Here is a 13,450-nt window from a genome sequence, read left to right as displayed (position 1 = left end):
AGGCCGAAAGATGCTCCTGAACCGGCCAGAGGCTGCTCACGACGCGTCTCGCCTTCGGTGCTTGGCTGGTGCGACAGCGCGCCAGGCCAGTGCCGGTCGGTGCCGTGGCGGGAACCCGGTTTCGGCCAGAATCGTTTTCCGTCTGCACGTCCAGAAAAAAGGAGCCAGCGCTTGTCCGCCAGACCGACGGACCCCTCGGGGCACGGTCCCCGACCATTCCGCCCAGTCCTCCCTGAGCACGGCACACGGCGGGGTGGTGTCGGATGAGTGCCGTGGAAGCCTGGCTGGGCGTGCTGGCCGTGTTCGTGCTGACCGCGGGAACCGGCTATTTCGTCGCCCAGGAGTTCGCCTACGTCTCGGCCGACCGGCTCGCTCTCGCCCGTGAAGCCGAAGCGGGGGACAAGAAGGCCGCCCGCGCTCTGAAGGTGCTGGAGCGACTGTCGTTCATGCTCTCGGGCGCCCAGCTCGGTATCACGGTCACCGGTCTGGTCGTCGGTTTCATCGCCGAGCCGTCCGTCTCCGCGCTGCTGCGGCCGGTGCTGTCCGGCGTCGGCATCCCCGACGGCGCCATCACCGGAATCTCCGTCGTGCTCGCCTTCGTCCTCGCCACGGTCGTGCAGATGGTGCTGGGCGAGCTGGCCCCGAAGAACCTCGCCATCGCCGTTCCGGAACGGCTGGCCAAGGCTCTGGCCGGCTCCACCCTGGGCTACCTGAAGGTCGTCGGCCCCGTGGTCCGGGTCTTCGACGGTGCGGCGAACAAGCTGCTGCGCGGGGTCGGCATCGAACCGGTCGAGGAACTGCATCACGGCGCCACGCTGGAAGAGCTCGGTCACCTGATCGGCGAGTCCCACGAGCAGGGGCAGCTGCCCCGGGGGACGGCCGAGCTGCTCGACCACGCCCTGGAGTTCTCGGAGCGAACGCTGCACGAGGTGATGGTGCCGCGGGCCGACGCGGTCTTCGTCCGCAAGGACGCCACGACGGCCGAGGCCATCAGCCTCATCGGCCGGCACGGTCACTCGAACTACCCGGTGCTCGGTGACCACCCGGACGACGTCGCGGGCGTACTGGGTGTACGGGAGCTGATGAGGCTGCCCACCGAGAGGATCACTGTCACCACGGCGGGGGCAGCCGCCCGGCGTCCGTTGCTGCTGCCGGACACGTTGCCGCTGCCGGACGCCGTGGAGCGGATGCGCGACCACGACGACGAGTTCGCCGTGGTCCTTGACGAGCACGGAGGCGTGGCCGGCGTCGTCACCTACGAGGACATCGCCGAGGAACTCGTGGGCGACATCGCCGACGAGTCCGACACCGTCACCGAGGTGGCCGTCGCGGACGGCGTCGGCTGGCTGGTGGACGCAGGGCGCCGCCTGGACGAGGTGGCCGAGGTGACGGGCGTCGAGCTGCCCGAGGAGGACGACTACGACACCGTGGCCGGCCTCGTCGTCGACCGGCTCGGCCGCTTCCCGGCGATCGGGGACCGCCTCACCGTGGAGCTGCCCGCGGGCGGCAGCGCCGTGATCGACGTACGCACTCTGGACCGGCACGTGCCGGAGCGGATCCGCATCGAGCGGCTGGCCGAGAAGACGGAGGAGCAGGCATGAGTTTCCCGATGGCGCTCTTCGTCACCGTCCTGCTGCTCATCGGCAGCGGCTTCTTCGTCGCGGCCGAATTCGCGCTGGTCGCCGCCAAACGGCACCGTGTGGAGAAGGCGGTGGCCGACGGGCAGCGCGGCGCCAAGGCGGCACTGGCGGGCATGCGCGAGCTCTCGCTGATGCTGGCCGGCGCCCAGCTCGGCATCACCGTGTGCACACTGGGCCTGGGTTCGGTGTCCAAGCCCGCGATCTCCCACGAGCTGGACCCGCTGCTGCACAAGCTGGGGCTGCCCAGCGCGCTCAGCTACGGCGTGGCCTTCGCCGTGGCGATGGTCGTGGTGGTGTTCCTGCACATGATCCTCGGCGAGATGGCACCCAAGTCCTGGGCCATCGCCCACCCCGAGCGTTCTGCCATGCTGCTGTCCCCGCCCTTCCGTGCGATCGCGACCGCCGTGCGGCCGCTGATCTGGGTCCTCAACAGGATCAGCAACGCCCTGGTCCGCCTGTGCCGGGTCACCCCACGCGACGAACTGGCCTCCGTCCACAACCGCGAGCAGCTCACCCACCTGGTGGAGGAATCCGAACGACTCGGCCTGATCAGCGAAGCCGACTCCGACCTGCTGACCCGCTCACTGACCGAGCCGGAGACCCCGGTGCGCGACCTGATGATCCCGGCCGCCGACATCGTGGCGGTCGACGCCGACGCCGACACGGAACAGATCCTGCGCCTGGCCACCGCCAACGACCGCACCCGGCTGCTGGTCCGTCAGGAGGGCGCCGTTCTCGGCTCGGTGCACGTCCGCGACGTGCTGGTTGCCCGGGCGCAGGGGCGTGCCACCAGCGCCCGCGCGCTGGCACGCCCCGTGCCGGAACTGGCCGAGGACGCCACGGTCGCCGAAGCGATCGAGGTCTTGCGCCGGCGCCGGGCTTCGCTCGCCGTCGTCCGTGACGGCGCGGGCGGGCTCGCCGGCATCGTGAGCCTCGACGATCTGCTGGCCCGCTATCTCCAGCCCCAGGCCGCATAACCGGCCGATCCGCTTTGCCCGGGCGCCCCGCCTTCTGGCGGGGCGCCCGCGCTTGCACGGACGCGCCGCCCTCCCACGACGGCCGGGCCGTCCGCACGCCGTGATCTACAGTGCTGTAGAAAAGCCTCCTGGAGCGTGATCGCTCACCGCCTCGGCCCCTCGACCGCGAGCAGGCCGAGCCGACTGTCGCGCCATGTGAAGGAGACAAGGCAGCAGATGCCGCACCAGCAGACCCCCGGCCGCCGCGCGCTCCTGGCCCGGCGGTGCACCGCCATCGTCCAGGCCCGCTGGTTCGCGGTCACCGTCTTCGCCCTCATCCTCGCCAACGCCGCGCTGCTGGGCGTCGAGACCTATTCCGGGATCGTCACCGGCTGGCACCAATGGTTACGCGTGGCCGAACACGCCTGCCTTGCCGCCTTCACCGTGGAGATCCTGCTGCGTCTGGCCGCACACGCCGACCGCCCCCGGGAATTCTTCAAGGACCCGTGGAACCTCTTCGACCTGGCCGTGGTCCTGTGCGCGTTCCTGCCCGTCGTACGGGAGAACACGACCGTCCTGCGCCTGCTGCGCCTGGCCCGCGTACTGCGGACCGCCCGCTTCCTGCCCCAACTGCGCATCGTGCTCGTGGCGGTGGCCCGCAGCCTGCCCGGCACCCTGAGCTTTCTGCTCGTCGGCGCCCTGCTGCTGTACGTGTACGCGATGGTGGGCTGGGTCTTCTTCGGCAACCACGACCCCGAACACTACGGGTCGATCGGCCGTGCCGTGCTCACCCTCTTCCTGCTGATGACTCTGGACGGCATCGGCGACGCCGTCCATGCGGGCCTGGACATCTCCCGCTGGAGCCTCCTCTACTACGGCTCCTACGTGCTCCTCGCCTCCTTCGTCCTCGTCAACGTCCTCATCGGTGTCGTCATCACGTCCCTCGACGAGGCGCGGGAGATGGACAGACCGGAGTCGTCGGAGCGGCAGGACGCGGCCCGCCCGGAGGGTCCCGGCTTGGCCCGCCGCATCGCGGCCGCCCGGCGGGCCCTGGACGAGCTCGAACACGAACTGGCCCAGATGGCGCCGCAACCGGCCGACGAGCTGGAGCGGCTGGTTCCGGAGGCACGAAGACGCGAGTGAGGCGCATGCGAACTCCCCGTAGTCATTCGCGTACTGTGAGCGTGTGACGGGAGTGGAAGCAGCGACGCGTGCCTCGGCCAGGCCGGGCCGTATCGGGCTGCTTCTGGGGCTCGTCCTGCTCGTCACCGCTCATCTCGCCGGTGCCGTCCACATGTCCTCCTTCGCGGGACCGCACGTGGCCGTCGAAGTCACCACGTGTTCCCAGCCGGAGGCGGACGACGGGCACGGACTCGGACCCGCTCCCGGCCACCATCACCATGCCGATGCCCATATCGACCACACGGTCGACCGTCCCCGGACCGCTGCGGACGATGGGATCGCCGGACCCTGCATCGGCGGCCCGGGGGAGGGCCTGCCCAGTGCTGCGGACACGGCACCCGCGCCTGCTGACCAGGAACGCCCCGGCGCTGCCGCCGGCACCGCGGACGGCCACGGCACCCTCGCGCTCCACTGCGTCTGGCGCCTGTAGGCGCTGCCCGCACACCCCCGCCAGGACCGCGTACATGCGTGGTGGCCGGGGTGTGTCCGCGCGCCCGAAAACCCAAGACGACCGCACCCCGACGACATCTCGCGGGGTGCGTAGGAGCCGTACGCCCATGCACTTCCTGCTCGAACCTGTCGGGGCCCATGCGCCCGCCCCTCGCATCGCCCGTCGGCCTGCCCAACTCGTGGGCAACACACCCGTCCTGTGGATCGACGAACCCTTCGCCCCTCCGGGTCGGGGCTTCTTCGCCAAGCTGGAAGGCGCCAATCCCGGTGGCATCAAGGACCGTCCCGGCCTGCACATGGTCCGCGAGGCGCGCCGGCGCGGCGACCTCGCTCCCGGTGCGCCGATCGTGGAATCGTCCAGCGGGACCCTCGGCCTGGGGCTGGCTCTGGCCGGCCTGACCTACGGACATCCGGTGACGGTGGTCACCGATCCCGGCATGGAGGAGTCGATGGTCCGGCTCCTGACCGCGCTCGGCGCACAGGTCGAACAGGTCACCCGTCCCCACCCGGAGGGCGGCTGGCAGCTGGCCCGTCGAGCCCGGGTCGTCGAGCTGCTCGACCGTACCCCGGGGGCGTACTGCCCTGACCAGTACCGCAACCCGGACAATGCAGGGGCCTACGGTCCGCTCGCTGCCGAACTCATCATCCAACTCGGGCGCATCGACGTGCTCGTGTGCGCGGTGGGCACGGGTGGACACTCGGCGGGCATCGCCACGGGCCTGCGCGGGGCCTTCCCCGGCCTGCGGGTGATCGGGGTGGACGCGGTCGGCTCGACGATCTTCGGTCAGCCGGCCGGCCCGCGGCTGATGCGAGGGCTGGGCTCCAGCATCCACCCGGAGAACGTCGACTACGCCGCCTTCGCGGAGACCCACTGGGTGGGCCCCGCCGAGGCGGTGTGGGCCTGCCGGCACCTCGCGCAGCGGCACTGCGCATCCGGTGGCTGGAGTGTCGGGGCCGTCGCGCTGGTGGCCGGGTGGGTGGCCCGGACGTCTCCGGCCGGGACCCGGATCGCCGCGGTCTTCCCCGACGGGCCGCACCGCTATCTGGAGACCGTCTACAGCGACGATTGGTGCCGCGAGCATCAGCTTCTGGATCACCCGCCCCTGCTGGAACCGGACGAGATGGCCGAGCCGGACGAGCGCACGGTCACCCGCTGGACGCGGTGCGGCCGGGTGCGTGACCCGCTGGGACGCGACGTGGCGAAGGCAGGTGTCCGATGAAGGGGCTGCGGGCCCAGGTGGCTTCGTTCGACCGGCCGGCGCGGTTGCTGATGGTCAACCAGTTCGCCATCAATCTCGGCTTCTACATGCTGATGCCGTACTTGGCCGACCACCTGGCCCACGGTCTCGGCCTGGCGGCCTGGGCGGTGGGACTGGTACTGGGCGTGCGCAACCTGTCCCAGCAGGGCATGTTCCTGGTCGGCGGCACGCTCGCCGACCGCTACGGCTGCAAGCCGATGATCCTGGCCGGGTGCGCGCTGCGGACCGTCGCCTTCGGCCTGCTGGCGGTGGCGGGCAGCCTTCCGGTGCTCGTCGTGGCGTCGGCCCTGACGGGGCTGGCGGGGGCACTGTTCAATCCGGCCGTCCGTGCCTGTCTGGCCGCCGAGGCGGGTGAGGAGCGGCGGGTCGAAGCCTTCGCCGCCTTCAACGTCTTCTACCAGTCGGGCATCCTGGTCGGCCCGCTCGCCGGACTCGCTCTGCTGGCCTGGAACTTCAGCGTGGTGTGTGCGGCCGCAGCGTTGATCTTCGGAGTGCTGGCCGTCCTCCAGTGGCGTGCGCTGCCGGCTCGTGCGCCGGCCGACCGCGGCGGTGAACCCGCCTGGCGGGCGGTCGCGGCCGACTGGCGCACCATCGCGGCCAACCGCCCCTTCCTCCTCTTCGCCGCCGCGATGAGCGGCTCGTACGTCCTGGCCTTCCAGGTCTATCTCGCGCTGCCGCTGCGGGCCCGCGAACTCTTCGGCGACCGGACAGGGCTGGTCACCGGTGCGGTCTTCGCCGTCTCGGCGCTGGCCGCGTTGTCGGGGCAGCTGAAGCTGACCGCGTGGGCCAAGCGGAGTCTGTCCGGGCCGCAGGCGATCGTGTACGGGCTGGTGGTGATGGGCGCCGCGTTCCTGCCGCTGCTGCACACATCTCAGCACCGGCTGGTCGGGATCGGTGCACTCACGTTATGTGCGGCACTGCTGGCCTGGGGCGGGGCGCTGCTCTACCCGTTCGAGATGGACACCGTGGTCCGGCTCTCCGGGGACCGGCTCGTCGCGACGTACTACGGCGCCTACAACACGGCCTCCGGCATCGCGATCTCCGCCGGCAATCTCGCCGTCGGGGCCCTGTTCGACACCGGCGTGCGCTGGCTGCCCTGGGCGGCGCTGACTGCCACGGGGCTGGCCTGCGCGGCACTGGTGACCCGGCTGCACCGCGCCGGTCACCTCGCCGCCGGGCCGGTGGCCGTGCCGGGATGAGGCGGGGGGCGTGGCGTTGCGCGCAGGGGTTTCGGGCCGACCCGGTCGATGGCGTCGAGCTGGGCGTGCGGGAGGGCGGTCATGCTGTCGATGATGGTGGCCGGCCCGGGGCGCACGCAGGTCAGCTCGAGCTGGGTAGTCCAGCGGCGCGCTGTCGCTGACAGGTAGGGAATCAGCGCAGCGACCTGCTCGCTGTACCGCAATATCCTGAGGACATGGCCAGTGATGAGTATGGCTGTCCCGTTTGCGGCCGCTCGTCGAGCAGATCGTGCGCCGGCACAAGACCCCGGGCGTGTTCGTGCCCCCCGTGGCGTCCCGGCCCGTGCAAGAATCCCGAGTGCCAGGCGTACGAAGCGGAAGAGGCGGAGTCGCAGCTCGTCCACGGCGGAAAGCGGACCGGCGGTCGACACGGCCGAGCAGCGGGACGCCTGACGCTCTTCCCGCGAGCCCGAAAAAAACTTTCGCGAGCGTGTAGAGAAGCGCGGGCCGGCTCCGACGTCCCCTGTGGGAGCCGCCCACCACGGGCGGCCCGAGCCGAAGGAGCGGACTCATGAAGTACCTGGTGATGGTGCAGGGCACGCAGGCGGACTACGAGGCCCAGGCGGGCAAGCCCGCCGCAGGTCTCCCGGCCTGGAGCGACAAGGATATGCAGGCGATGTTCCAGCACATGGGGGCGATCAACAACGACCTCGCCGAGACAGGCGAGTTCATCGATGCCCAGGGGCTGGCCGAGCCTGCCAGGACCCGCCTCGTCAGCGCCGGAGCGGACGGCAAGCCCGTGATCACCGACGGGCCGTACGGCGAGACCAAGGAAGTGATCGCCGGATACTGGCTCCTGGAGTGCGAGAGCCTGGAGCGGGTCACGGAGATCGCCGCGCGGGTCACCCAGTGCCCCGTTCCCGAGGGCGCGAACACGTACCCCGTCGTCATCCGGCCGCTCGGCGAAGTGTGAGCAGGGGAGACGTTTGAGACGTACGAGCGAGGTCGACGACCTGCTGCGCCTGCACGCGCCGCAGGTCCTCGGCGCGCTCGTACGCCGGTACGGGCACTTCGACGCCGCTGAGGACGCCGTACAGGAGGCGCTGCTGGCAGCGGCCGGGCAGTGGCCCGAGTCGGGGGTTCCGGACAATCCGCGGGGCTGGCTGATCAGGGTCGCCTCGCGGCGGCTCACGGACGCGCTGCGCAGTGATCAGGCGCGGCGGTCGCGTGAGGAGAAGGCGGCGGCGCTCACCCCGCGCGACGCCTTCACCGCGCCGCCGCCCGGGCCCGATCGTGCGCCCGCCGAGGACGACACGCTGACCCTGCTCTTCCTCTGCTGCCACCCCGATCTGCCCCCGCCCGCCCAGATCGCGCTGACGCTGCGGGCCGTCGGCGGTCTGACGACGGCTGAGATCGCCCGCGCGTATCTGGTGCCGGAGGCGACGATGGCCCAGCGGATCAGCCGGGCCAAGCAGCGGGTGAAGGGCACGCGTTTCGGCCGCCCCGATCGCTGGGAGGAGCGGCTGCCCGCCGTCCTCCACACGCTCTACCTGATCTTCAACGAGGGGTACACGGCCACCTCCGGAGCCTCCCTCCAGCGGGCCGAACTGGCGGGCGAGGCCATCCGGCTGGCCCGTACGGTGCACCGCCTGTTGCCCGGCGACTGTGAGGTCACCGGCCTGCTCGCCCTGATGCTCCTCACCGACGCCCGCCGCGCCGCGCGGACCGGGGCGGACGGGGAACTGATCCCCCTCGACGAGCAGGACCGCGGGCTTTGGGACAAGGCGGCGATCGAGGAAGGCGTGGCCCTGGTGACCGGGGCTCTTTCCCAACGCCGTCCCGGCCCCTACCAGTTGAGGGCCGCGATCGCCGCCGTCCACGACGAGGCGGACTCGCCCGACAGCACCGACTGGCCCGAGATCCTCGGCCTCTACGACGTCCTCGTCCACCTTGTCCCCAGCCCTGTCGAACGCCTCAACCGTGCCGTGGCCATCGCCATGGTCCACGGACCGAAGGCTGGTCTGGCCGAACTGGACGCGCTCGCACCGCAGTTGACCACAGGCCACCGCCTGGACTCGGTCCGCGCCCACCTCCTGGAACGCGCCGGCGACCCCGAGGCCGCCCGAGCCGCCTACGAGTCAGCCGCCGCCAAGACCCTGAGCCTCCCCGAACAGCGCTACCTCCGGGCCCGTGCGGCCCGCCTCGGCGACATCACTTAGCGTCCCCCGGCGTTCAGGCCGGGGATGAATGCATCTGAAAGCTGCTCTGACGTGCACGTCAGAGCGGTCGTTGTTGCTGCTCGACGTACTGGCGGACAATCGCCAACGGTGCTCCGCCGCACGATGCGGGAAAGTATGAGGGCGACCACGCCGATGGTAGTAGTGTCGTTGTCGTGCAGCTCCGCTACAACTACCGGGCCTACCCGGACGCCGCACAGCGCCGTGCGCTGGCCCGTGCGTTCGGATGCGCTCGCGTGGTGTGGAACGACTGCCTGCGTGCCCGGAAACAAGCGCACGCCGCGGGGCTGCCGTACGTGACGTCGGCGGAGTTGTCCCGGCTGCGTATCACCCAGGCCAAGCGCACCGAGGAACGAGCCTGGCTGGCCGAGGTGTCGGCGGTCGTCCTGCAGCAGTCCCTGCGGGATCTGGATGCCGCCTACAAGAACTTCTTCGACAGCCTCAAGGGGAAACGGGCCGGCCGTAAGGTCGGCCCGCCCCGGTTCAAGTCGAAGAAGGACACCCGGCAGTCGATCCGTCTCAACACCAACGCATTCTCTCTGACCGACGACGGCCGGGTGTACGTGGCGAAGGTCGGCAGCCTCAGAGTGAAGTGGTCGCGTCGGCTTCCGGCAGCGCCCACGTCCCTGACCGTGGTCCAAGACAGCCGTGGCTGCTACTTCCTCAGCTTCGTCGTGGACACCGCACCGGACATCCTCGCTCCGGTGGAGGCGGAGACCGGTCTTGACCTCGGCCTGTCCACGTTCGCGGTCCTGTCCGACGGGCGGAAGATCGACAGCCCGCGCTTCCTGCGCCGGGCGGAGAAGAAACTCAGGCGCCTTCAGCGGGAGCTGTCGCGTAAGCAGAAGGGCTCGAGTAACCGGGCCAAGGCTCGCATCAAGGTCGCACGCCAGCACGCCAAGGTTGCCGACCGGCGTAGGGACTGGCACCACAAGGCATCCACACAGATCATTCGCGACAACCAAGCGGTGTTCGTGGAAGACCTCGCGGTGTCCGGTCTCGGGCGCACCCGGCTCGCCAAGTCCGTGCACGATGCGGGATGGGCCGCGTTCGTCGGCATGGTGGAGTACAAGGCGGCTCTGTACGGCCGCACCTTCGCCAAGGTGCACCGCGCGTTCCCCTCCTCCCAGATCTGTTCGGCGTGCGGATTCCGGGACGGGCCCAAGCCCCTGCACATCCGGGAATGGACGTGCGGCGCATGCGGCACCGTGCACGACCGCGACCACAACGCGGCCCGCAACGTCCTCTTCGAGGGACGCCGAATCGTCGCCGCCGGACGGGCGGAGACGCTAAACGCCTGTGGAGCGCCGGTAAGACGGGCAGCCGTGCCCGCACAGCGCGGTGAAGCAGGAAGCCCCCGGAAGGGTCAGACGACCCAGGCCGGAATCCCTGGACTTTAGGCCAGGGAGCACGTCAATTCGGTGCGGCGGTGGACCCCCGGACCACAAGACGGGGGGACAGCTTGACCTGCGTGGTGGGCCGGGTTCTGTCTCCGATGCGTTCCAGCAGCAGGCGTGCGGCATTGCTTCCCATGGCATGACCTGCTTGATCGACGCTGGTCAGGGAGATGGGACGCAGTGCGGCGAAGGTGGTGTTGTCGTAGCCGACGAGGGAGATGTCCCCGGGAACCGACAGTCCTGCCTCGCCCAGTGCCTCGAGCACACCCATGGCGACGAAGTCCGCACCGGCGAAGACCGCGGTGGGGCGGGGTCCACGGGTGAGCAGCTGCTGGGCTCCGCGATACCCGCCGTCCTGCGTGTAGCTGGTCGAGACGATATCCGTCCGGTCGGCCAGTCCGTGTCGGCGCATGGCCTGGCGGTAGCCCTCCGCACGCATCGCGTTGGGCATCTCCGCGATCCGGGGCGGGTCCCTTTCAAGGTGCTCGATGTGGGCGATCCGACGGTGCCCGAGGCCGACGAGATGATCGACGACCAGAGCCGCTCCGGCCAGATCGTCGTCGACCACCGTGTCGTAGAGGGCGGAGTGCCCATGGCGGCCGACGACCACGGTGGGTACGAGGCTCCCCAGGCGTTCGAGGTGGGAGCGCGGGGAGACGGGAGCGACGAGGATCAGGCCGTCCATGCCACGGTCGACCATGGCCTCGGTGACACGGGCTTCGGCGGCCTCGCCGTTGCAGCCGGGCCCCATGAGGACTTGGTAGTCCGTGTCCTGGAACCAGTCGGTGACGCCGTCGACGATGTCGGGGAAGAACGGATTGCGGATGTCGGGGAGCATCACGCCGATCGTGTACGTCTGTCCGCGCAGGCCGCGGGCCGCCGCGTAGGGACGGTAGCCCAGCTCCGCGATCGCGCGCTGCACCTTCTCGCGCATCGCGGGACTCGCACCGTAGGCGTTGCGCAGCACTTTCGATACAGCGGTCGTCGAGACCTGGGCATGGCGCGCGACATCGACGATCGTCACGCGCCGGGGCGGTGCGGGCTGCTCCATCCGGCGGCCTCCGGCTCTGGGAAACGTTGCCGCAGAGTGTAGGGCCGGAACCAGTGTTCAGTAATCCTGCCGGCGTCGCCGCCGCTGCTCCGGAGCTGCCGCGTGTCACAAAGGTGCAGCGTGCGGAACATCTTGACGTCACGGTGGGTGGACTCTAGGGTCAGCGCAACTTGTGGGAAACGTTGCCCATCAGCTTCGCCCCCGTCGCTTTGGCCCCTGCGTAGCCCGTCCATCGCGTTCCATCCAGTAATCCGCGACAGATCCACCTGGCACACCACCGCACTCCCCGATCCGGGCATCAAATTGAAACGATTCATTCGAATGGGTTCGTCAGTGATGATTGCTTCGTCCGATCGCTCCGAGAAGCCGACCGTGTCCGTCCGGGCGCGCCGGTCGCGGGCGGGCACGACCTGGTGGTTTCTGCTGCCGGCCATGCTGCTGTTCGCCTTCGTCGTGCTGGTGCCGAGCGTGCGCGGTGTCTACTACGCCTTCACCGACTGGGACGGTCTCGATCCCAGCTTCTCCTTCGTCGGACTGGGCAACTTCGGGGATCTGGCAGACGACCGGGACGCAGTCCAGGCGATGGGCCACACCCTGCTTGTCGCGGCCGCGATCACGGTGATCCAGAACTTCTTCGGGCTGCTGCTCGCCCTCGGGGTGAACAGCGCGATCCGTTCTCGGAATCTGCTGCGCGTCTTCCTGTTCGCCCCTGCCGTGATCACGCCGATCGTCACCGCATACCTGTGGCGCAACCTCCTCGGCCCGGACGGCGCGCTCAACAGTCTGCTCGCCGCCGCCGGACTCGGCTCCTGGCAGCAGGACTGGCTGGGGGACCCCGACCTCGCACTGTGGGCAGTGGTGGGTGTGACGGTCTGGCAGTACGCCGGCTACTCAATGGTGATTTTCCTGGCCGGCCTTCAGTCCGTGCCCGCCGAGATCCACGAGGCCGCTGCGATCGACGGAGCCGGACCGGTACGACGGTTCTGGTCGGTCACCCGTCCCCTGCTCGCGCCCGCCGTCACCATCAACCTGATGCTGTCGGTCATCGGCGGTCTGAAGCTCTTCGACCAGGTGTACGCCCTGACCGGCGGCGGCCCCGGGCACGCCACCGACACGATCTCCACGCTGATCTACAAAGACGCCTTCACTCTGGGCGAGTTCGGATACAGCATCGCTCTCGCCGTCGTCCTCACCTTCGTCGTCGCTGTCGTCTCGACCGGCCAGTACCTGGTGCTGTCCCGCAGCGAAAGGGCCGCGTCGTGAACCGCTACCGTCCCCGCACGCTCGCCCTGGAACTCGTCATGGCCGCCGCGGCGCTCGTGCCGGCGTTCCCGGTCTACGTCCTGGTCAACCTGTCCCTCCGCGCCCCCTCGGACACCTCGTCGCCGATCTCGCCCACCACGTCGCCCACCTTCGAGAACTTCGTACAGGCATGGCAGCAGGGCGCGCTCGGCGGCGCGCTGGCCAACAGCCTTCTGGTCACCGCGGTCAGCGTTGCGATCGTGCTGGGGGTCTCCTCGCTCGCCGCCTATCCACTGGCTCGGATCACCGCTCGCTGGTCCCGCGTCACCTACCTGCTGATCATGCTGGGCCTCGTTCTGCCCTTCCAGCTGGCGTCACTGCCGCTCTACCACACGATGCGCGACCTGAACCTGCTCGGCAGCCCCTGGGCCCTCGTCCTGTTCCACTCCGGCCTGCAGGTCCCCTTCACCGTCTTCCTCTACACCGGGTTCCTGCGTGCCCTGCCGCAAGACTTCGAGGACGCCGCCCTCATCGACGGCTGCACGCCCTTGCAGCGCTTCCGCCATGTCGTCCTGCCCCTGCTCAAGCCGATCACCGTGACCGCGCTCGTCCTCAACACCGTCGCCGTCTGGAACGACTTCTTCACGCCCCTGCTGTACCTCAGCGGCAGTGATCAACAGACCCTGCCGGTCGCCATCGCCGGCTTCGTCGGCCAGTACGTGACCGACTGGAACCTCATCTTCGCCGCACTGGTGACCAGCATCGTGCCGGTCCTGGCCGTCTACCTCGCCTTGCAACGTCACATCATCAACGGCTTCGCCGGCGGACTGCGCGGGTGACAGGCGCCCGCCGACCGCT

Annotated in this window: 13 protein-coding genes and 1 pseudogene; 11 read left to right on the top strand and 3 right to left on the bottom strand. The window is 69.8% G+C overall.

Features of this window, described 5'->3' with window-relative positions; genetic code table 11:
• Positions 1-263 precede the first annotated feature (263 nt).
• The 8 genes from ACIRG6_RS06265 to ACIRG6_RS06230 all read left to right on the top strand — a co-directional run bounded on the left by ACIRG6_RS06265 (position 264) and on the right by ACIRG6_RS06230 (position 8,884).
• Complete coding sequence (locus ACIRG6_RS06265; protein WP_364683500.1) at positions 264-1,601, top strand: hemolysin family protein; 1,338 nt, start codon at positions 264-266, stop codon at positions 1,599-1,601.
• Complete coding sequence (locus ACIRG6_RS06260; RefSeq protein ID WP_365024224.1) at positions 1,598-2,617, top strand: hemolysin family protein; 1,020 nt, start codon at positions 1,598-1,600, stop codon at positions 2,615-2,617. The genes ACIRG6_RS06265 and ACIRG6_RS06260 overlap by 4 nt, the downstream gene beginning before the upstream one ends.
• A 216-nt stretch (positions 2,618-2,833) precedes the next feature.
• Positions 2,834-3,739 (top strand): ion transporter, encoded by a 906-nt coding sequence (locus ACIRG6_RS06255; RefSeq protein ID WP_403321131.1) that lies wholly within the window; start codon positions 2,834-2,836, stop codon positions 3,737-3,739.
• 43 nt (positions 3,740-3,782) lie between these two features.
• Positions 3,783-4,208 carry a hypothetical protein gene (locus ACIRG6_RS06250; protein WP_364683494.1) on the top strand — a complete coding sequence of 142 codons (426 nt, stop codon included), beginning with the start codon at positions 3,783-3,785 and terminating at the stop codon, positions 4,206-4,208.
• A 127-nt stretch (positions 4,209-4,335) separates the two neighbouring features.
• A complete protein-coding gene (locus tag ACIRG6_RS06245; RefSeq protein WP_403321129.1) occupies positions 4,336-5,448 on the top strand; it encodes a PLP-dependent cysteine synthase family protein in 1,113 nt (370 codons plus the stop codon).
• On the top strand, positions 5,445-6,686 hold the full coding sequence (locus tag ACIRG6_RS06240) for an MFS transporter (RefSeq protein WP_403321127.1): 1,242 nt from the start codon (positions 5,445-5,447) through the stop codon (positions 6,684-6,686). The genes ACIRG6_RS06245 and ACIRG6_RS06240 overlap by 4 nt, the downstream gene beginning before the upstream one ends.
• A gap of 550 nt (positions 6,687-7,236) precedes the next feature.
• Positions 7,237-7,638: a YciI family protein gene (locus ACIRG6_RS06235; RefSeq protein ID WP_225630957.1), complete on the top strand. Its 402-nt coding sequence runs from the start codon at positions 7,237-7,239 to the stop codon at positions 7,636-7,638.
• 13 nt (positions 7,639-7,651) lie between these two features.
• Complete coding sequence (locus ACIRG6_RS06230; RefSeq protein ID WP_364683488.1) at positions 7,652-8,884, top strand: RNA polymerase sigma factor; 1,233 nt, start codon at positions 7,652-7,654, stop codon at positions 8,882-8,884.
• A 58-nt stretch (positions 8,885-8,942) separates the two neighbouring features.
• Here ACIRG6_RS06230 and ACIRG6_RS06225 read toward each other — a convergent pair.
• A pseudogene (locus ACIRG6_RS06225) lies at positions 8,943-9,032 on the bottom strand (transposase); the annotation flags it as partial.
• Positions 9,033-9,057: 25 nt separating this feature from the next.
• Here ACIRG6_RS06225 and ACIRG6_RS06220 point away from each other — a divergent pair.
• Positions 9,058-10,302, top strand: a complete 1,245-nt coding sequence (locus ACIRG6_RS06220) for an RNA-guided endonuclease InsQ/TnpB family protein (RefSeq protein WP_403321124.1) — start codon at positions 9,058-9,060, stop codon at positions 10,300-10,302.
• A gap of 13 nt (positions 10,303-10,315) precedes the next feature.
• Here the strand turns inward: ACIRG6_RS06220 and ACIRG6_RS06215 are convergent, their stop codons facing one another.
• Together ACIRG6_RS06215 and ACIRG6_RS06210 are read right to left on the bottom strand one after the other, a co-directional pair.
• Positions 10,316-11,350, bottom strand: a complete 1,035-nt coding sequence (locus ACIRG6_RS06215) for a LacI family DNA-binding transcriptional regulator (RefSeq protein ID WP_403321122.1) — start codon at positions 11,348-11,350, stop codon at positions 10,316-10,318.
• Positions 11,320-11,784, bottom strand: coding sequence for a hypothetical protein (locus ACIRG6_RS06210; RefSeq protein WP_403321120.1), 465 nt, complete (start codon positions 11,782-11,784; stop codon positions 11,320-11,322). The genes ACIRG6_RS06215 and ACIRG6_RS06210 overlap by 31 nt, the downstream gene beginning before the upstream one ends.
• Here ACIRG6_RS06210 and ACIRG6_RS06205 point away from each other — a divergent pair.
• Complete coding sequence (locus tag ACIRG6_RS06205) at positions 11,783-12,613, top strand: carbohydrate ABC transporter permease (RefSeq protein WP_403321118.1); 831 nt, start codon at positions 11,783-11,785, stop codon at positions 12,611-12,613. The genes ACIRG6_RS06210 and ACIRG6_RS06205 overlap by 2 nt on opposite strands.
• Complete coding sequence (locus ACIRG6_RS06200; RefSeq protein ID WP_364683482.1) at positions 12,610-13,431, top strand: carbohydrate ABC transporter permease; 822 nt, start codon at positions 12,610-12,612, stop codon at positions 13,429-13,431. The genes ACIRG6_RS06205 and ACIRG6_RS06200 overlap by 4 nt, the downstream gene beginning before the upstream one ends.
• Positions 13,432-13,450: the final 19 nt, after the last annotated feature.

Origin of the sequence: Streptomyces flaveolus (assembly GCF_044765825.1) — a bacterium.
Classification (GTDB): Bacteria; Actinomycetota; Actinomycetes; order Streptomycetales; family Streptomycetaceae; genus Streptomyces; species Streptomyces flaveolus.
The sequence above is the reverse complement of the archived record's forward strand: the minus strand, read 5'-3'. Positions and strand labels throughout refer to the sequence as shown.